Genomic DNA, 17,825 nt, shown 5'->3' with positions numbered 1-17,825 from the left:
GCTCGCCCCGGTTGTTCCGGTGCCGCCGGGGTATTGCTGTCCGTTGAGGTTGTAGAGGTATTGGCCGGTGAGGCGGTTGATGGCGTTGGCGGTGTCTTTGGCGTTGGTGTTGGTGCCGTTGACGATGCTGGCGGCTTTTTGCAGTGCGATGGTGAGGATTTGGTGGACTTTTTCTTGTCCGGCCTTGGTGTAGGCCTGGGGGCCGAGTTCGGCGAGGGCGACGTTGACCTCGCGGATGAGCGCGGCGACGGCTTTCTTATCGACTTTGTGGTTACCGGCCAAACCGATGACGTAGGTGGCGAGTTGGTTGTCGAGGTTGTTGAACGCGGTCGCGGCGTTGGCCTGCCACAACTGTCTGGCCTTGATCGATCCCGCGGTGGCGCCGGATCCGGATCCGTTGACACCCAACTCTTTACGCAGCTCTTTGACTTGCGGGTCGGTGGTCTCACCGTCACCGTAGACCGCCGCCAAAAGGTCCAGCGTTTTGAGCGCTTCCTCGGCCTCGGGTGACAACCCGCTCGAGGTGCCGGTGTCATTGTTGCCGGTGCTCGAGCCCGACCCCTTCCCGCTGCCACCACCGCCACCGAGTCCGGACAACGCCGAGGCGATCATCATCGGCAGCATTCCCAACGCCATCGCCCCGGCCGGAATCGCCGAGGCCAACGCATCGGTATCCAACCCCGAACCATGCTCGGGCGGCGCCGCCGCCGGCGCAGGCGCCGACCGCCCGGTCGGGGCGTTCGGCGCGGGCAGGACCTGACCCTGTGGGACCGCCGCCGCAGGAGGTGTCGCACCAGGCGCACCCGGCGCGGTCCCGCCTTGGCCGGTACCCGAATTCGATGACCCACCACCAGGATTCGCACCTGGTGTAGACCCATTCTGCCCGGAGCCGTTCTGGCCTGGCGGACTCGGCTGCCCGGAGCCGTTCTGCCCCGGTGTACCGGGCGCCCGCGAACCGTTACCCCGTCGCCGCGGCTCCTTACCCGACCACGGCGTCACCGGGGCGGACGAATCCCCTTGCGCCTCACCAGCACCGACGCCGTCATCGACTTGTACCTCGACCGGACTCGTCACGACGCACCATCCGGCATGCGGCGCACTCCGGCGATATGCGCCGTGGTGCGCTCGAACCGCAGGTGGTGGCAGGTCATCCGGTGTGTCCTCCCTACATCGCGCACCGGTCGTGGGACATCTTGCTGGCGACGGCGATTCGCGCACGTCAACGTATGTCTTCCGTAGATAATCCTGACCGGTGCGGCTCGCAGCGCAGTTCCCATTGCTGGGAATCATCGACAATGGGCTGGTCGGAAACAAATCTCACCGTGCGGATCGACCATCGGCGTCGATCCGAGCGGCAGTCGAGTCGGCCGGTCGTCGCTCGCCCTAGCGTCAGGTAGGTGATCTCATGGGATGGGGCTTCTCATGGAGCGAGCTCGGCAAGAACCTAGCCGTCGGTGTCGGCGGTTTCGTGGGCGCAGCCATCGGCTCGGTTGTCCCCGGTGCCGGGACGATGATCGGTGGTGCAATCGGTGCCGCGTTGGTGGGCGGCATCTGGACCGGGGTCGACACCGGCAGCTGGGGCGAAGCGTTCAAGGCCGCCGCTTTCGACGGTGCTCTCGGGTTCGCCGGCGTCGGGCTTGCCGGTAACGCTGTGCGCTCGATGATTGCCGGTCCTGCCGTACGCCCTTTGTTTACCGCGATCACCGGCGGCATAGGCGCGGCGATCATGAGCGGCTTCACGGGCAGTAGCAACCACGAGAAGCAGAAAATTCCTAAGGTCCTCCCCACGCGCCCAGCGGGCCAGGAATATCGCGGATCTGATCCATCGACTATGAGGTACGTGGATTCGTCTGAGTCGACTACGCAAGATTCGTCGAAGTCGACCAAGACGCCAGAGTCGATGGCTACCTAGGCGCCCGCATGAGTGAAATGCCACCGTTGATCATCCCGAACCAGTGGGCCGACAATTGGCCGAAGGAGCGGCTGTTCATTTCCCCGGTAATCGAGAATTATTTGGATCTCGATACCAAAGATGGTCTCAAGGGGATTATGAGGATGAAATGGCAGGCTTACGGTAAGGGAGCCACGAAACCGCCACCCGAGGTGGGGGCGGTACCGCAGGTCGTCACCCCGGGCGGCGCCGGGGCGTCGAAGCTGTTCGACAACTATTTGAAAGTCAGGAACCATCTCAGCAAGACCTTCGATGACTTGCAGAAGCTCGATGTGCAGAAGAACAAGAAGGTCGCGGATTCCGACAAGCTGCGCGAAGAGGGGCAGGGTGTGCAGGGTGACGTGATCCGCGATTTCGGTGACCAGGCCGGGACTCCTCCCCCGGACGATATGACCGAAGACGAGCACATCCTGAAATACTCCGATGAGTTATTGTTGAAAGCCCAGAAAGCGATGAACAAGGCTTCGGAGGACCAGCAGGGGAAGGGCAAGGAGATCGACGACCTGGCCGAGCAGGTAAAGACTCTCACCGCCGAGCTCAAGAAGTACAAGGATCTTTACGAAGCCGCGAAGAAGGGGAACGGGGAGCAGCCCTCACCGGATCCGAGCGATATCGATCCGAACAGATACAACAACAACGACCCCGGCCAAAATAACAACTACACTCCGCCACCCATCGATCCGGGCGACGGCACCGGTCTCGGTAATAAGGACAACGGACTCGGCGGATCCGATTCCAATTCCGGCACCAGCGGCGCCAACGACAGGTTGCAGAGTACCCTCGACAGGCTGACGAATGCCGGCACCGGAGCAGGATCGTCGAATACACCGAGCGTCCCGAACGTGGATACGGGTTCGGCGGGCGCCAACATGGGCAGCAATTTGGCGGATCAGATGCTGCCGCTGATGATGTCGCAGGCCATGCAGCGGAATGCGGCCGACGAAGATCTGAACAACCGGCGCGAAGATATCGACCCGAACCGCTACGAGCAGTACCCCGGCGGGGTCATGCCGGGGGTCGCCGCCCAAACCGCGGCGGCCCAGCCCGCGAACGCCGCCGCCGCCGCACCGGCGGCTCCGGCGAATACCGCACCGCCGCAGCAGGCGTCCTCGACCCAGCCGGTCGGCGCGCCCGCTCGTGCGACAGATGCCGATGGAACCGTCGTCTACACGCTCCCCGACGGACGCACCCGGAAGGTGCCCGCGAACGTCGCCCAGGGCCTCGATGCCGCATTCGATAATGCCAGCGGCACCGATGCGCAGGCCGCGTACGCGAAGACGACGTCGAAGTGGGCCGATAAGAAGGACATCGGAGCCAGGGTCAATCCTATGGAGCTGAAGACCGGCGACGTCGGCATCTGGGAGGGTCGGACCGCGCTCCTGGTCGTCTTCGGTCCCGGAGAGGGCGAAACGCTGGAAGCCATCGTCAACGGAGCATTGGTACCGGTCACGACCGAAACCGAAATGTCCGACAGCGCAGGTAGTTTCGGAAAATTCTCCGGATTCGCGCGTCCGAAGGGCACCGAAATGGCCGAATCGGGCGACAAGAACGCGGCGCCCGAGATCCACGCCACGGATCCGTCCGCCACGGCGGCGGCGGTGGTCGCGGCGCCCGCGTGATCGGGGTGCGGTGGTTGAGAGGAGGCAGTCGTGGTGCTGAATGTCGATTTGGGTGAGCTCGTCCGTGCGGCAGGGGCGCTCGCCGAGTTGGCGCGCGGCACCGGGGCGGCGCTGCCGAAGGGCTGGGTGGTGCCCGCGGGCACCGATCCGATCTCCGCGCAGCGGGTACCCCAGCTCAACGCGGACGCGGCGAATCTGATCAATGGAACGCTCGGCCTGCTGAATGAGATACAGCGGACCGCGCACCACATCGGCTCCGCGGCAGTCGATTACAGCAAGGCCGATGACGAAGGCGCGCGCGCGATCAACGGTTCGGGTGCGGAGCTGGCCAACAATCCGGTGCCTGATATGCAACTGTTCGGCCCGCGACAGCTGCCGAATTTCTCGTTGCCCACGCCGGGTGGTTCGGTCGATCCGTTGGACTTCGCGTATCAGCTGCGCACCGGGCCGGGGCCGGGCCCGGCCGCCGGATTCGCGAATTCGGTCCGCAAATTTCTCGCCGATTCCCATATCCAGGCTGCCGCCGGTCTCGATCAGGCCGGGATGACGATGCAGAGCTGGACACCGGTCGGCAGCGCGGCGGCCGACAAACTCGGCCAGCATCGCGGCTGGCTCGATCAGCTCGGCACCGGCTTCGGGAACTTGGCCGACGGCATCGACACCTACCACAACGCATTCCAAGAGGTGAAGGCCAAACATCCCACGCCGGAGGAGATCATCGCCGCGCGCAAGGAGCTCATCCAGGCGATGCGGTCCAAGAACGAACTCGCGATAACCAAGGCGCTGGCCAAGTTTCAGGAACAGAACGCGCGCTCACTCGAGGCGATCACCGGCTACACCGCCGCCGTCAACTCGAAGACCGGTTCGGGCTCCGGCTCCGGCGACGATTCCGGCTCGGGTTCGGATTCCGGCTCCGGTTCCGGCTCCGGCAACAGCGGCGACTCCAGCGCGATGATGCAGATGCTGCCCGCGTTGATGAGCGCGTTGGCCTCGGGCGCCACCGGTCTGTCCTCGGCGAAATCCGACTCCGGAGACGACCTGGAGATCGACCCGGGGATGCTCGAAGACCTCGGTGGCGATTACGGCTATCCGGGTGGGGCCGGCGGCTTCGGTGGCGGTGGCGGAGGTGGTGCCGGTGTACCGATCAGCGCAGTCGGGTCCGCCGCGAGCCCGACGGTTCGGGTGGGATCGATGCCGGTGGTCGCGACGTCGGGCACGGCGGCCAGCCCACTGCCGAGGACATCGGTGATCGAACCGCTGCAGACCTCGTCGGCCGGTGCGCGCGCCGGGACCGCGGCCGGTGGCTCGCCATACATGCCGTATATGCCGATGTCGCCGGGAGCGGGCGGTGGCGCGGGTGGCGGCAGTGACCGCAGCCGTGTGGTGGCCTGGCATCCCGATCGCCTGATGTACGTCGACGACACACCCCACACCGAGGCCGTGATCGGTGAGCGGCCGACGATCGCCCCGACCGTCACATCGCCGACGCCGTCCCAACACCAGGCACCGACCAATTCCGGAGGCACCGCATGAGTGATATCCACCCCGACGTGCAGGCGGCCCTCGACGCCGCCCGCAACCTCAGGCACCGGATCGCCGATCTGCGCGAGCGGATCGACGGCATCCGCGCACGGCGGCCCTCGCCGAGCGGCGCGGTCGTGCCCGAGGTCGACGCGATGGGCAAGCTGACCGGCCTCTACCTTGCCCCGGGGACCGTCGACCGGTTCGAGAGCCCGGATCTGGTCACCGAGATCATGGCCGCCATTCGGGAGAGCACCGCGGACGCGGCACGTCAGTACGAGAACATCATGGACACCGACTCCTGGCCGGATTCGGCGGATTCGGATTCGGCGGATTCGGCCGGGGCCGAATCGGAGCAGAAGGTATGACCGAGACCGGCGAGGTCACCATCGCGGCCACCATTCGGTGGCTGCACGATGAGGGCCTGGTGCGCTTGGCCGGAGTCGGTGGACGCGTCCCCAATCCCATTGCCGCCTACACCATCGACGTCGCCACCGGCAGCGTCGGCGCGCATCCGGCGACCGGGGTCGGCGTCGGATCGGATGTGATCACGCTGGCCGCCGATGATCTGCCGTATCCGTCCGGTACGCCCAAACGTTTGGTGATCGTCGGTGTCACCACTTCGGATTCGGTGCTCGTCGTCGATCTCGCGATCACCCACGCCATCGCGATCAACGCCGACCGTCCCGAAACCGCGGCGCGGGCCTGGGCGACACAGCTGTTGCTCAATCCGGAGGTCACCATCAGCACCAACAGCGGCGATCTCGCGATCGCGACAAGTCCGCGCTGTCGGCATCAGTTCATTCCGGGCGGCGGCGCGACGGTGCTGAATGTCGATGACCAGCGTCCGCCGGTCACCACCGTCACCCTCAACCCGACCGTGGAAGGACCCGATCATCTCGATATCGCGCCGGACGGCACCGGTGAGATGTATCTGGGCGCCCGGTTCTGGCAGTTGCGCCAGGTATTGAGCATCGACGATGCCGTGTGGACCGTACTTTCCGCGCGGCTGGAGGAATCGGATGACTAGGACAGATATGCACTCGACCGACGTGGACGACTTCGATGCCGAGGACCGCGAGGCGGGCCCGGACTGGCGCAAGATGCTCTACGAGGTGTTCAACCCGGACCACTCCGTGGGTGTGGCCTGCGATCGTTCCGGTGAGGTCGTCGGCCTGCACATCACCGATGACGCCCGCGATAACGGCGATACCTGGCTGGCGGCCGAGATCGTTCGCCTGGCCCGCCTGGCGCATCTGAAGTCGCGAGTTGGACTGCGTGCCGAGATGGAGCACAACGGCACTCGTCCGTACACCATCGATTCGTTCGATCTGCCCACCGAAGCGTCCTATCGGGTCATGGAAGAAACCGAATTCGGTCGGAATTCCTGACGCCACACCCCGCACATCTTCGGAACAGGAATTTCGATATGAGCAATCTGGATATGGATGCGCCGAACGACGTGATCGCGGCGGTCGGCCACTACGCCGGTACGGCTGGTGCGTTCGTCGCCAGCGTCGGGGGGACGGTCGGCGAACTGGTGCTGCCGCGGTCTCCCGAGTCGCCGCTCGATCAGGGACACGCCCAAAAGCTGGACTGGCTCAAGACCACCGTCCTGCACGCACTGGCCGCCAGCGGTCGTAAGGCCGAGTCGACCCTGGTCGATGCCAAGGAGATCGTCGACGCGATCAGCGGCGGCGATATCGCCGGTGCGCTGCAGATCGACCGATCCGCAGAATCGATCTGACCGCCGGATGCACCCGGAGCGCGAAAGTCCCTACTGGGAAGACATTGTCGGTAAGAACTGGCCGGTGATCTCACCAGGCGACTGGAACGCACTGGAGACGACGGCACGCGACGGGGCTGACGCCCTCGACCTCGACAGCCTCGACCGAGCGCGGCGCGGCTTCGAGGACACCGTGCGGGCGAGTGTCGGTCTGCAGTCCATCAAGGACCAGATGCGGGCCCAGCAATGGCATCCACGGGCTTTCGCCGACGCGCTGAACGCCGCGGCCGACACCTTCCGGGAATTCGCCGATGTGGTCCGCCGGACCAGGGACCATATTCTCAACATCGTCGAGCGGGCCACTCGCCAGATCGAGGCCGTGTCCAAGGCCGGCAACGACGACGGTCAGGACGGCGCTGACCAGGAGGATGCCGAGGAGCGCCAGGTGCGGATTCAGCGGCGAATCGACCACTTCGTCGCCGAGGCGAAGGCTGAGGTCGAGGATGTCGTGCGCAGCGCGCTGCAGAACATAAGCCCGACCGGTCTGCCCTGGCTGCAACGGATCGCCGATGAGCTGGGGCAGCCGGGTCCGTGGGAGGCCGGACCTTCCGGTGATCAAGGCGCGCCGGGCCGCAGGCACCGACCCGATGGCCATCATCCGGGCGCGCAGCACCATCCGGGCGAGCACTATCCGGGCGAGCACCGTCCCGACGCGCGGCATCCGGGAGTTCATCGTCCCGATGCGCCGCTGCCGGGTCTGCCCCCACCACTGGATCCGGATCCGCATCTGGGCCCCATGTTGCCGGAGCCGACCGGTCCGGCTCCGGTCGGAACCGAACCGGAGCATGTGCGCGATCCTCGGCCGACGCCGGGGCCGACCGTCGTGGCACCGACCGCCACAGTGCACGGACCGGCTCCTGCTTCGTCCACCGACGGCGTTGCCCCCGTGAACTATTCGCCCACCGCCACGTCGGGTGCGGGGCACGAGGCGTCGACGGCGGGGGGTTCGCCCCGCATGTCCACCGGCCACGCGTCGACCGATCCGGCCGATGGCGGTGCGACGAGCGACGCGAGTGCGCATGTGTCGAGCGCACGCGGGGCGGGTGGTTCGTCCGACACCGCGTCGCCATCGGCGCAAACCATTGCGGCCGACGCGGTCTCGGACGGTCAGTCACCGTTCGCGCCCCCGATGTTCATGGGTGGTGCTGCCGCGGCCCCGGCACCGACCGCCGCGGCGGCGGGTCCGATCTCGTCGGCATCCGCGCCCACCGGCTCGGCGGTGTCCGCACCCTCGTCGCAGACTCGCCAGCCCGTCTCGATGTCCGATGGGCGCGGTGCCGTGCCGGATTCGCGGACTCCGGTCACAGATTCGAGGTCGGCGGCGGCCGGTCCGCCGAAAGTCGTTGCGGCATCGGGCAATTCGGGTGGCACCTCGCCCACACCGCCCAAACTGCCAGTGCCGCAGCGAAATACCGAATCCGAAACGGCCCGGCCGAATACCGGTCGTGGCGATACCGGTGGCAGCGATGAGCTGATCCGCGATGCGGTCGGGGCGGCGATGTTATCGGCGGCCGCACCGGCTTTCGTGCTCGGCGAACGCGTCGATGGCGACCTGGTACTGGCACGCACCATTCTCGGCGGAGTGTTGGCGGCCGTCGGTCCGTCGACGGTGGCGTTGTCGTGGGCGGTATCGATTCTGCGCCACACCGGCGGGGTGAGCGCCTTCGTGACATCGAATGAGGGGCGCGGCTGGATTCCCGCCGGGCTCTTCCTGCCGCGCGAGATATCGACACCGTGGCAGTGGTCCGAATCCGAGGGCGCCGCATGGGAAGGCATCGCGGACCCGGCGCGGGTGTTGGTCGAATTCGGCTTGGCGTGGGGTCGCAAATCCGGTGCCCGGCTGTCGGCGCTGGCCTCCTCGCAACCGATCGACCCCGAGTTGGGTAGACAGTTGGGGGATGTGCCGATGGCGGGTGAGGTGGCGGCCTCGACCGCGATGGATCTCGGATCGCCGGGCGCGGGTCTGGTGGATCGGTTGGGTCTGGTGGCCGCGCCGCAGATGCTGGAGCGCGTCTCCGGGGTGCCCGTTGCGCAGATCTTCGGCCGCTGCAGCGAGCTGGCGTCGGATGCGCATGTGCGACTCGGGAAGTCGCAGGTGGGTGCGGCGGCATCGCTGGGCGCGCCGCAGCTGCGCGAGCGGATTCTGGTCGCGATCCGGCGTGGTACGGCGGTGGTGCAGCAGTGGTGGGACGAGCTGCGCGACGTCGATGATCTGCTCGCGGCGTCCATGCTGACGCTGCGTGCCGATGTTTCGCGAGTGGCGCTGGGGGAGTTGCGATCCGAACACTCCGACGGTCGCTCCGACGCGGCCACACTGCGATCGATGGTCTTCGAACGGCGCTGCAATGAACTGGTGTTGTTGCTCGCCGAGGAGTCGAGCCGCCAGCGCCTGCGCGATGCGATGTACGCGCACGGTCAACTGGTGGACCATCCGCTCTTCGCGCAAACCCCTCCCCCCGCGGGGGAACGGCGACGCTCTGCCATCTCCGCAGGACCGACGCAGTAGGAAGGAGATCCGCATGGACCGGTGGGAAGAAGATGGTCTGCGCTCGGCCAACCATGGACTGCGCAATCAGGTGGACCATATCCTCGACACCTTCGAACAGCATCAGACCCAGCTGAACGCCGTCCGTCGGCAGTTGGAAACCTTACGCGTGCAAGCGGGTTCACCGGACCAGCTGGTGCAGGTGACGGTGGACGCACGCGGTGTGCTCGCCGAGGTAACGCTGACCGCGGCCGCGCTGCGCCGCACCCCTGAGGACCTCGGGCGATCCATCACCGAAACCGCACAGGCGGCGGCACTGTCGGCGCAACAGCAGAGCGAGGCGCTACTCGCCCCGATCACCGCCGAATTCGATGGCGCGGCAGCGCTATCCGATATCGTCGAGGAAGCGAGCAGTCTGCGCGATATCCGGACGCGCATCGACGCGAGCAATCCGACGGCCGATCGAACCGGTGCCCAGCTCGTGGATACCGAGGCCGAAACCTAGACCGCGCGCAGCATATTCGCCGCGGCCGCAGCCTCGTACGGATCCGGCCGCCACCGGTAGCCGTAGCCACGAATATTCGTGATCAATCCGGGCCGGTCCGATTCGGTGCGCAACGCGGCCATGCGCACTTGCGAATTCCGCGACCCGCCATGCCGCCAGATCCGCTCGAGCAGTCCCCAATGATGGGAAGGATCGACAATGGGGAGGTCGGTGGAGGGAAAGGACTGAGAACGGCATGCCCCAGATGGAGATAGACCCTCAGGTGCTGCGGCAGTTGGCCCTCCAACACGACCAGGTCGCCATCGACACTCGCGCATGGTCGAAGCAGCCGGTCGACTGGCTGGCGGCGTTCCCGTCGACGTATGGCTCGATCGCGGCTCCGGTTCACGAGGCGCTGGTGCGGTATTACGCGGCCCGCGAGCGTGCCGGTAATGCCCTCGCCGCCGAACACGAATACACCGCGAGGTCGCTGCGCGAGTCGGCGGACGCCTACGAGGCCGCAGACCACGAGATGGCCTCGCACCTTCTCCGGGACGGGCAGGACATCAGTCACCTGCAGTCGCCGCCGCCCGGTGGTGGTCCTTCCGGCCCTCCGTCGGGTCCGAGCGGCCCTGGTCCGTTCACACCCCAGCCCGGTGGACCCGGTGGTGGTCCCGGCGGGCCCGGCGGTGGACCCACCTCCGAAACTCCGTCGATCCAAGTGGGTCCCAACGGCACGGCGCCCGATACCGCCGCCGCGGCCGCGCACGGCGGTCCGGCCGGTTCGGTGCTGCCGCCCGGTTCGACCGATGCGACGAGTTCGGCGGTCGGCAGCGGCGCCACCTCGTCTTCGACGACAGCGCCCGTCGGCAGCGGCGTAGTGCCGCCGCCCGGATCGGTGACCCCCGGTCCGTTCGGGCCCGGCCCCGGTGCCGGACCGGTGTACAGCGGGTCGTCGGACGGTCAGTCCGCGCCGCCGCCTGCTGGCCCGACGGCCGATGGGATGCCGATGCCGGTGCCGATGCAGACGCCGTTCGCGGCGGCGGTCGCCGCGAACAAGGAGAAGGAGGCCGAACCCGCCTACGTGGTCGGCGATGCGGTGAACGACGATCTGGTGCTCGCCCGGACCCTGCTGAGCAGTGTCCTGGCGGCCGCCGAATCGGCGATGGGCACCGCATGGGCGGTGGCGGTGATGCGCGGCCCAGCGGGCACGGGTGTGTTCATCACCTCGAACGAGGGCCGTGGGTGGTTGCCCGCCGGGGTCTTCCTGCCGAGGGAGGTGTCCACGCCGTGGCTATGGGATGAGCTGCTCGGCAGTGACGGCGCCGGATCGCCATGGGAAGGCGTCTCCGATCCGGCACGCGTGCTGGTGGAATTCGGGCTGTCCTGGGGACCCAAGGCCAATGCGCGGCTGTCGGCGCTGGTGTCCTCCGGACCGATCGATCCGGGCCTGCGGTCGCAGCTCAGCGATGTCGCGATGGAGGGGCTCGTCGGTCCCGCCTACGACGTCGATCTGCGCGAGTTCAATCCCGGCTCGGCCGACCGGCTCGGCCTGACCGGCTCCGTCACGGCGCTGGAACAGGTTGCGCAGGTGGCGGATTCGCAAGTGCGGGCGCGCTGCGTGGAACTGGCGGTGGATGCCGACGCGCGGGTGGGGCGGTCGGTGCAGACGCCGGTCTCCGCTACCTCGCGTCCGGTGCGGCAACAGATCCTGCGGTTGGTCGAAGCCGGACAGCCGGTCCCGCGCCAACTGTGGGACCAACTGCGCGACGCCGATGATCTGCTCGCCGCCGAAATGCTGTCCCGTCGGGTCGATGTCGGCCGGGTCGGATTGGGTGAACTGCGCCTCGACAGCGAGGTATCGGATCTGCGCGCCATGGTGTTCGAGCGCCGGTGCAACGAATTGGTCTTGCTGCTGGCGGATGAGCCGACCCGGCAGACCCTGCGCGACGCCGTCTACGCGCATGAGCAGATCGTGGAACATCCACAGTTCGTGGAGGTTCCGGCCGCCGTCTCCGCCGCGGAAGTCGACCGGCCCGCTCGCCCGGCGGTCGTCCCTGGCGCGGTCTCGGCTCCGGCCGTCACCGCCGGTCCGCCCAGTGGTGCGGTAGTCGCGCCGCCGGTTGACCTCGCACCGCGCATCACCCCGGAGTAACCGTGACGGATCGGTGAAGAAGGTACAGATTGCGCGGCCAGGCCGTCAGCGCACTCCTGGAGGTTGGAAAGGCGGAGAGGAAAGGATCGTCTGACAAATGCCGGACCGTTTGGACATGAACGCCGACGTGTTGCGTCGGTTGGCCGCCGAACAAGAGGAGGCCGCGGACCGGACCCGGCGTTGGGCCAAACGGCCCGAGGACTGGCTGAGCGGATTTCTGCACAACTACGGTTCGATTGCCGCCCCGGTGCACCGGGCGATGGAGCGCTATTACGACGCCAGGGAGCGCGCGGGCAACACGATGGCCGGGGAACACGAACGCGCGGCACGGAATTTGCGTGCGGCCGCCGCCTCGTACGAAGAGGGGGACCAACGTGGCGCCCGGCAAACCAGCCAGGTGCAATTCGGTCCAGATGTCTCCTCGCCGCCACCGGGCGGCCCTGGTCCGGCGGGGCCTGGTCCCGCGTGGCCCAGCCCGGTAGATCCGGGTCCGGCCGGACCTGCCCCCGATGGGCCCGGCCCGGCAGGTCCGGGGCCGGCGGGGCCCGGCCCGGCAGGGCCCGGACCAGTGGACTCTGGTCCGGCCGCACCGCCGCCGGATGTCCCCACTGAAGACACCCCGCCGGCTGCGGGCGTTCCGTTCATCCCCGCGGTTCCCGGCGTTCCGGCGGTCCCCGTCGTTCCGGCGCCACCGGCGTCGAATGGAAGTGTTGCGCCGCCACCCCCGGCCGCTGCGGCGGGACCTGCCGCTGCCGCCCCGCCTCGGCCGGCTGTGGTTGCGCCGGCAGTAACGGCGGCGCCGTCTCTGAGTAGTCCGCCCAGCCCTGGTGTCGGCCCGTCCGCACCGGTCAGCGCGCCGGCGACGACCACACCGCCCAGCTACAGCGGATCCTCAACCGCCGCCGCGCCGCCGATTCCACACGCAGCCCCCGAACACGCTGCCGACTCCTCACGCGTGGTGAGCGAACCGGTGAACGACGACCTGGGGATCGCGCGCACTCTCCTTGCCGCCGTGCTGGCCGCGACGGAATCGACCGTGGTCGGTGTGTCGTGGGCGGTGGCGGTACTGCGCGGCCCGTCCGGCGCGGGCGTGTTCATCACCACCAACGAGGGCCGTGGGTGGCTCCCGGCGGGACTGTTCCTGCCGAGTCAGGTGTCCACCCCATGGTTGTGGGACGAGATGCTCGACAACGGAACCGGACAGGTGTCCGCCGTCTGGGAGGGGATCGCCGATCCGGCCCGGGTGTTGGTGGAGTTCGGCCGGGTGTGGGGGCCGAGGGCCGGCGCCGCGATCACCGCGTTGGTTTCATCCGGTCCGATCGATCCGCGTCTGCGTGCCCAACTCGGCGACGTCGCGACCGAGGGCCTGATCGCCCCCGTGGGCGATATCGATCTGCGGATGCCCGATGCGGGCACTGTCGATCGGCTGGAGCTGACCGGATCCGGCGCTGACCTCGATCCCGTTGTAGCCCTGCCCGATGCGCAGTTGCGCGACCGCTGTGTGGAGTTGGCCGCTGACGCGCACATGCGCCTGGCCCGCACTGGGCCCGCTCCGGTCGAGGCGGCCGAGATGGCGCGGTTGCGGGACCGGATTCTGGCGATTGTGCAGGCCGGGCAGGAGGTGCCACCGCTGTGGTGGCACGAACTGCGTGACGCCGACGAGTTGCTCGCGGCGAGCCTGCTGACCCGCCGGGTCGACGTCGCCCACGTTGGTGTCGGCGACCTGCGCGTTGCTGACGGTGCCGATGCCCTGCGTGCTCTCGTCTTCCAACGCCGGTGCACCGAATTGGTGCTCCTGCTGGAGGGCGACACCGGCTGGCAGCAGGTGCGCGACGCGGTGTACGCACATGAGCAGGTGGTGGAGCATCCGGTGTTCGCGGCTGCACGCACGGTGGTGAGCGCGCCGGAAAGCGGTCGATATGAACGGCCCGTCGACCTGCGCCGGATCAGCGCGGAACCGAATGAACGTGTCGTATCGTCCGATATCAATCGGCAGGGGTGAGAGGTGCCATGAGCGGCGGGTATTGGCAGTACATCAATGGCAAGTGGGAACACGCCTGGCCAGATAAAAAAGGCTACTACTACATGGAGCAGCCCGATAAAATGGGGCTGTTCTATTACGACGGTAAAGAAAAAAAGCCTATACAATACTATGATCGAAAAGTCGTCGACGCGGATGGAAATCTGCATGACATCAGCAAAGACGATCCAAGGATCAGCACAGATGCCCACGTCACCAAAGAATCTTCCGGAAAGATATCTGATCAAAAGATCACTGGTTTCGATCCGCCGACGCCGAAGCCTGTCGACGAGAACAAGCTTCCTGCTGTCAAGGACCGCCCTGCCGACCACTTGCTGGCCGGGGAGAAGCTGGCTGCACCGGGATCCAAGGATGTCACCGACGGCAATGCGCGCAGTTCGATCACCAACGGTGATTACACGCTGACGCTCGACAAGGACAACAAGCTCATTCTCACCAATAAGACGAATGGCAATGAGCTGTGGGGGTATGCCGGATCCGACGCCGCAGACCTGTTGAAGAACGCGATTTACGACGTCCAGCTCGAGAAAGACGGCAGTGTCAAACTCATCGACCCCAAGACCAAAGAGGTGGTCAAGGTCCTGCGCGAGGCGGGCGACACCCCACATGCGGAGCTGATACTGCTGTACCACCCGCCCGAGGAGACGCTGAAATTGCGCAAAGCGATCGACGAAGGGCAGAAGGCACTGCAGCTGCAGGTGGACTGCTTTGCAAAGGGGCGGGCCGAATTGGCCAAGGATGTCGGGGACTGGCTGCACAATCACGGATTGGCCGACAAGGAGAACACCTCCTCCCTGACCCTGTCCTACAACGAGTCGTATCTCGATTACGACACTCGCACCAAAGTCCACTTCAAAGACCTGGACGAGAAGATTCGGTCGATCGCCAAGGATACCGAGCAGGTCAACAGCGCTGCATTCAAAAAAATAATGACCGATTACGAAGAACTCGATAGACAGCTGCGCGCGGTCGATCCCAAGACGCAAGTCGAGACCGTCCTCATCGACAGGCCGGAAGGCGTTTCGCCGTATACCTGGGCGCATGTACCGTCCGACGACAAGCATCAAACCCGCATTATTCCAGGCGTCGAGACCAGGCTGATCGACACGATCGACAAGACCGTTCAGGCGGTCGACAAAATCGTCGACGACGCGAAACAGAAAATGTCGGAAAACGAAGATGAGGCAGGCAAGGAATCGCCCGAATACAAGAAAGGTAAGGAGGCCGGGTACAAGGCTGGGTACGAGGCCGGGGTGGCCGCCGGACAGAAAAATAACAACAATAATAATAGTAATAACGACAACAACAATAATAACAACAACAGCAATGCCGAAAACAATGCGATTCCCACCGACTGGAGCGGCAGTTTCAAAGACCTGCTGACCGGCGGCGAGAAGGGCGGTGCCAACGATACGGCGGGCACCGCGCAGACCACCACAACAGGCGGATCGGCCAATCCGAATGCCGCGGCCCTGTCCATGATCAGTGCGGCGAAAGATAAAATCTTGGCAACGGCGAAACCGTCTGCCAACAGGACCAGCGGCGGATCCAGCGGCGGTGGATCCAACAGCGGTGCCGCCAACGCGAATCAGGGCAATTCGTTCGCGAGCATGATGCAGCAGATGCAGATGATGAATCTGCTGCAGAGCCTGACCAAGGACAAGAGCAAGGACCACAGTCGGGACTCCGAACACGGTTCCCGCAACCGTGACCGGTACCGGACGGGTGACGAGCGCGCGGCGCAGACCGTGCAGGCGGCGCAGGCCGCGGCCGCCAACCCGCTGTCGATGACGCAGACCGGCGTGGTCTCCGCCACGGCGACGACCCCGCCAGCCATTGTCGGGGGTGGTGCCATGGTCGATATGAGGCTGCCCGACGGTTCCAATCAGAAGGTGACCTCCTCAGTTGCCCAAGCGGTGAACCAGGAATTCAACAATCCGAACGGCAGCAACGGAAAGGCCGCATATCCGGGTAGCCAGTGGACAACGGTCGGCAGCTCGGAGCTGCACACCGGCGACGTCGTGGAGTTCACGAATAATCGGTCCGCGCTGGTGGTCATGCAAGGCCAGGAACCGCACATCATCGTCAACGGAGAGCTCGTCAAGCTCGACACCCACCAGCCGCCGAGTGGTTACGGCGCCTTCGCCGGTTTTCTCCATCCCAGCGGCGCCGACGTGAATGGCACTGGTATCCAGCAGGCGAGCACTCCCGCCGCGCCCGGGGCGGTGACGGCACCGCCGACCGCACCCGCGGCACCGCCCACCGTGGCGGCACCCGCCGCGACCTGATCGCTGCTCGCCGAGCGTAGTGATATGGCCGTCGAATGTGGCGTGGGCGACCACCATTTGACGACGCTCGGCGAAATTCTCCATTCGGCAGAAGGTATTTGGACGCGGCACTAGTAGGCATCGGCCACAGCTGATTCGCCGGGCATTAGGTGCCGGGTAGCGCCACGCGCCGCCGAACCAGGACGCTGCCATTGGCGACGAACACCGAACATGCGGATCCGGCGCCGCTGAAGGTGCGCATTGCGGATCTGGCGGAATAACAGACGCGGATGTATGAACGCACCCGCCGAGACGTGCATCGGCCCGGCCGTCCGGATAACCGGTGGCCGGGCCGATTCGACGACTATGCCTCTACAACAGCCGTATCGGACTCGTCCGTCTCTTCGGTATCGGCGACCTCTTCCGCATTCGCCGCGTTCGGAGTCGTTCCGGGTGGCCGAGTGGTCGAGCGCCGGACATTCGCGCGGGCCGGAACCACAGGTGCGTTCGATGCGGGCGCAGCCGATGCGGGCGCGTTCGGATCCGCCGGTGCGGGGGCCCCGGGGGCCGCGGGCTGTCCCGGGGCTGGTGTCGGGGCGGGACCGCCCGGCACGGGGGCGGCACCGGGCGGTGCGTCCTGCGGTGGTTGTCCGTTCTGGGGCTGCTGCCCGCCCTCGGCGGGTTTGTCTTTGTCCTTGTCCTTATCGTCGTGCTGCTGCAACAACTCTTGGGCAATCGGCGCGGCCGCCATCGCCATCATCGGCAGAATCGATGCGAGCCCCTGCACCATCGAGGCCAATCCGCCAGCGCCGGAGTCGCCCCCGCCGCCACCACCGGAGCCGCCCTTACCGGAACCGGAGTCGCCGGAATCACCGGCGAGATCCGCATTCTTGTCGGCGACGGTGGTGACCTTCTCGTAGACATCCTCCACCGCGGCGGCAATGGCTTTCATGAGTGCCACTTCCTGTGCGGGCTTCAACTTTCCGGACCCGACGGCGGCGAGTTTGATATTCAGGTCCTTGACCGTGGTCTTGATGTCGCGCAGTGTTCGATCGTTCTCGGCCGAGATCACGATCGCGGTCTTCATCACCTTTTTGTCCATGGTCAGCAGCGCGGTCTGCGTGGTCTCGACCTTGGACAGCGCCGCCTCGTACTGCTCGGCGGTCATGCTCTGGCCGAGGCTTTCGTAGATGACCGGCTTCAACAGGTCGTCCACATTGGGCGGCGGCTTGGTCGTGCCACGGCCCATAAGGTCTACCGCGGTTTGTATTTCGGCTTCGGCCATCGAGATGAAAGCCTTCAGACCGGTCGACGCGCCCGGTGGGCGGGTCAGCCGCACGGTCCAGTAGTGACCGGTCTTGGCCTCGGGGTCGGGGCTCGGTTTGGTCTTGCCGGGCGGTGTCGGGTGCGTAGGGGTGCCTGGCGGAGCTGGGTGCGCCGGCTCTGTGGGGTGCGCTGGGTCTGTGGGGTGCGCTGGGTCTGTGGGGTGCGCTGGGTCTGTGGGGTGCGCTGGGTC

The 17,825-nt window shown here is 66.4% G+C and carries 14 protein-coding genes and 1 pseudogene; 12 read left to right on the top strand and 3 right to left on the bottom strand.

Features of this window, described 5'->3' with window-relative positions; genetic code table 11:
- Positions 1-678 (bottom strand): DUF4226 domain-containing protein (locus ACHQ4I_RS31665; RefSeq protein WP_420775535.1); only part of this gene is annotated, 678 nt, incomplete at its 3' end.
- Positions 679-1,405: 727 nt separating this feature from the next.
- Between ACHQ4I_RS31665 and ACHQ4I_RS31660 the strand changes: the two genes are divergently transcribed.
- Genes ACHQ4I_RS31660 through ACHQ4I_RS31620 form a run of 9 tightly spaced genes read left to right on the top strand, consistent with a single transcriptional unit; the run spans position 1,406 to position 9,867 of the window.
- Positions 1,406-1,912, top strand: a complete 507-nt coding sequence (locus ACHQ4I_RS31660) for a hypothetical protein (RefSeq protein ID WP_420771257.1) — start codon at positions 1,406-1,408, stop codon at positions 1,910-1,912.
- 8 nt (positions 1,913-1,920) lie between these two features.
- A complete protein-coding gene (locus ACHQ4I_RS31655; RefSeq protein WP_420771256.1) occupies positions 1,921-3,570 on the top strand; it encodes a DUF4200 domain-containing protein in 1,650 nt (549 codons plus the stop codon).
- A gap of 30 nt (positions 3,571-3,600) precedes the next feature.
- The gene (locus ACHQ4I_RS31650) at positions 3,601-5,103 is read left to right on the top strand and encodes a PPE domain-containing protein (protein ID WP_420771255.1); all 1,503 of its coding nucleotides are present in this window, start codon (positions 3,601-3,603) and stop codon (positions 5,101-5,103) included.
- Positions 5,100-5,459 carry a hypothetical protein gene (locus ACHQ4I_RS31645; RefSeq protein WP_420771254.1) on the top strand — a complete coding sequence of 120 codons (360 nt, stop codon included), beginning with the start codon at positions 5,100-5,102 and terminating at the stop codon, positions 5,457-5,459. The genes ACHQ4I_RS31650 and ACHQ4I_RS31645 overlap by 4 nt, the downstream gene beginning before the upstream one ends.
- Entirely contained in the window at positions 5,456-6,121 is a 666-nt protein-coding gene (locus ACHQ4I_RS31640; protein WP_420771253.1) for a hypothetical protein, read from the top strand. Before ACHQ4I_RS31645 ends, ACHQ4I_RS31640 begins: the two co-directional genes overlap by 4 nt.
- The gene (locus tag ACHQ4I_RS31635; RefSeq protein WP_420771252.1) at positions 6,114-6,482 is read left to right on the top strand and encodes a hypothetical protein; all 369 of its coding nucleotides are present in this window, start codon (positions 6,114-6,116) and stop codon (positions 6,480-6,482) included. Before ACHQ4I_RS31640 ends, ACHQ4I_RS31635 begins: the two co-directional genes overlap by 8 nt.
- Positions 6,483-6,520: 38 nt before the next feature.
- Positions 6,521-6,838 (top strand): hypothetical protein, encoded by a 318-nt coding sequence (locus ACHQ4I_RS31630; RefSeq protein WP_420771251.1) that lies wholly within the window; start codon positions 6,521-6,523, stop codon positions 6,836-6,838.
- A 7-nt stretch (positions 6,839-6,845) separates the two neighbouring features.
- Complete coding sequence (locus tag ACHQ4I_RS31625) at positions 6,846-9,383, top strand: hypothetical protein (RefSeq protein WP_420771250.1); 2,538 nt, start codon at positions 6,846-6,848, stop codon at positions 9,381-9,383.
- Positions 9,384-9,396: 13 nt separating this feature from the next.
- Positions 9,397-9,867, top strand: coding sequence for a YbaB/EbfC family nucleoid-associated protein (locus ACHQ4I_RS31620; RefSeq protein ID WP_420771249.1), 471 nt, complete (start codon positions 9,397-9,399; stop codon positions 9,865-9,867).
- Here the strand turns inward: ACHQ4I_RS31620 and ACHQ4I_RS31615 are convergent.
- Complete coding sequence (locus ACHQ4I_RS31615) at positions 9,864-9,995, bottom strand: hypothetical protein (protein WP_420771248.1); 132 nt, start codon at positions 9,993-9,995, stop codon at positions 9,864-9,866. The genes ACHQ4I_RS31620 and ACHQ4I_RS31615 overlap by 4 nt on opposite strands.
- 107 nt (positions 9,996-10,102) lie before the next feature.
- Here ACHQ4I_RS31615 and ACHQ4I_RS31610 point away from each other — a divergent pair, with 107 nt between their 5' ends.
- The 3 genes from ACHQ4I_RS31610 (at position 10,103) to ACHQ4I_RS31600 (ending at position 16,330) form a co-directional block, all read left to right on the top strand.
- Positions 10,103-12,001 carry a type VII secretion target gene (locus ACHQ4I_RS31610; RefSeq protein WP_420771247.1) on the top strand — a complete coding sequence of 633 codons (1,899 nt, stop codon included), beginning with the start codon at positions 10,103-10,105 and terminating at the stop codon, positions 11,999-12,001.
- A gap of 97 nt (positions 12,002-12,098) precedes the next feature.
- Positions 12,099-14,003 (top strand): type VII secretion target, encoded by a 1,905-nt coding sequence (locus tag ACHQ4I_RS31605; protein ID WP_420771246.1) that lies wholly within the window; start codon positions 12,099-12,101, stop codon positions 14,001-14,003.
- Between the two features lie 8 nt (positions 14,004-14,011).
- On the top strand, positions 14,012-16,330 hold the full coding sequence (locus ACHQ4I_RS31600) for a hypothetical protein (RefSeq protein WP_420771245.1): 2,319 nt from the start codon (positions 14,012-14,014) through the stop codon (positions 16,328-16,330).
- Positions 16,331-16,673: 343 nt separating this feature from the next.
- On the opposite strand, the pseudogene ACHQ4I_RS31595 reads toward ACHQ4I_RS31600, so the two are convergent.
- Positions 16,674-17,825: pseudogene (locus ACHQ4I_RS31595) on the bottom strand (hypothetical protein); the annotation flags it as partial.

The organism is Nocardia nepalensis, assembly GCF_048910785.1.
GTDB classification, from domain to species: Bacteria; Actinomycetota; Actinomycetes; order Mycobacteriales; family Mycobacteriaceae; genus Nocardia; species Nocardia nepalensis.
This window is presented reverse-complemented; position numbering and strand designations above follow the sequence as displayed.

Excerpts from the sequence above, each read along its gene's own strand:
- ACHQ4I_RS31660 (WP_420771257.1), top strand. The coding sequence starts at position 1,406 with ATGGGATGGGGCTTCTCATGGAGCGAGCTCGGCAAGAACCTAGCCGTC.
- ACHQ4I_RS31655 (WP_420771256.1), top strand. The coding sequence starts at position 1,921 with ATGAGTGAAATGCCACCGTTGATCATCCCGAACCAGTGGGCCGACAAT.
- ACHQ4I_RS31645 (WP_420771254.1), top strand. The coding sequence starts at position 5,100 with ATGAGTGATATCCACCCCGACGTGCAGGCGGCCCTCGACGCCGCCCGC.
- ACHQ4I_RS31640 (WP_420771253.1), top strand. The coding sequence starts at position 5,456 with ATGACCGAGACCGGCGAGGTCACCATCGCGGCCACCATTCGGTGGCTG.
- ACHQ4I_RS31635 (WP_420771252.1), top strand. The coding sequence starts at position 6,114 with ATGACTAGGACAGATATGCACTCGACCGACGTGGACGACTTCGATGCC.
- ACHQ4I_RS31630 (WP_420771251.1), top strand. The coding sequence starts at position 6,521 with ATGAGCAATCTGGATATGGATGCGCCGAACGACGTGATCGCGGCGGTC.
- ACHQ4I_RS31625 (WP_420771250.1), top strand. The coding sequence starts at position 6,846 with ATGCACCCGGAGCGCGAAAGTCCCTACTGGGAAGACATTGTCGGTAAG.
- ACHQ4I_RS31620 (WP_420771249.1), top strand. The coding sequence starts at position 9,397 with ATGGACCGGTGGGAAGAAGATGGTCTGCGCTCGGCCAACCATGGACTG.
- ACHQ4I_RS31610 (WP_420771247.1), top strand. The coding sequence starts at position 10,103 with ATGCCCCAGATGGAGATAGACCCTCAGGTGCTGCGGCAGTTGGCCCTC.
- ACHQ4I_RS31605 (WP_420771246.1), top strand. The coding sequence starts at position 12,099 with ATGCCGGACCGTTTGGACATGAACGCCGACGTGTTGCGTCGGTTGGCC.
- ACHQ4I_RS31600 (WP_420771245.1), top strand. The coding sequence starts at position 14,012 with ATGAGCGGCGGGTATTGGCAGTACATCAATGGCAAGTGGGAACACGCC.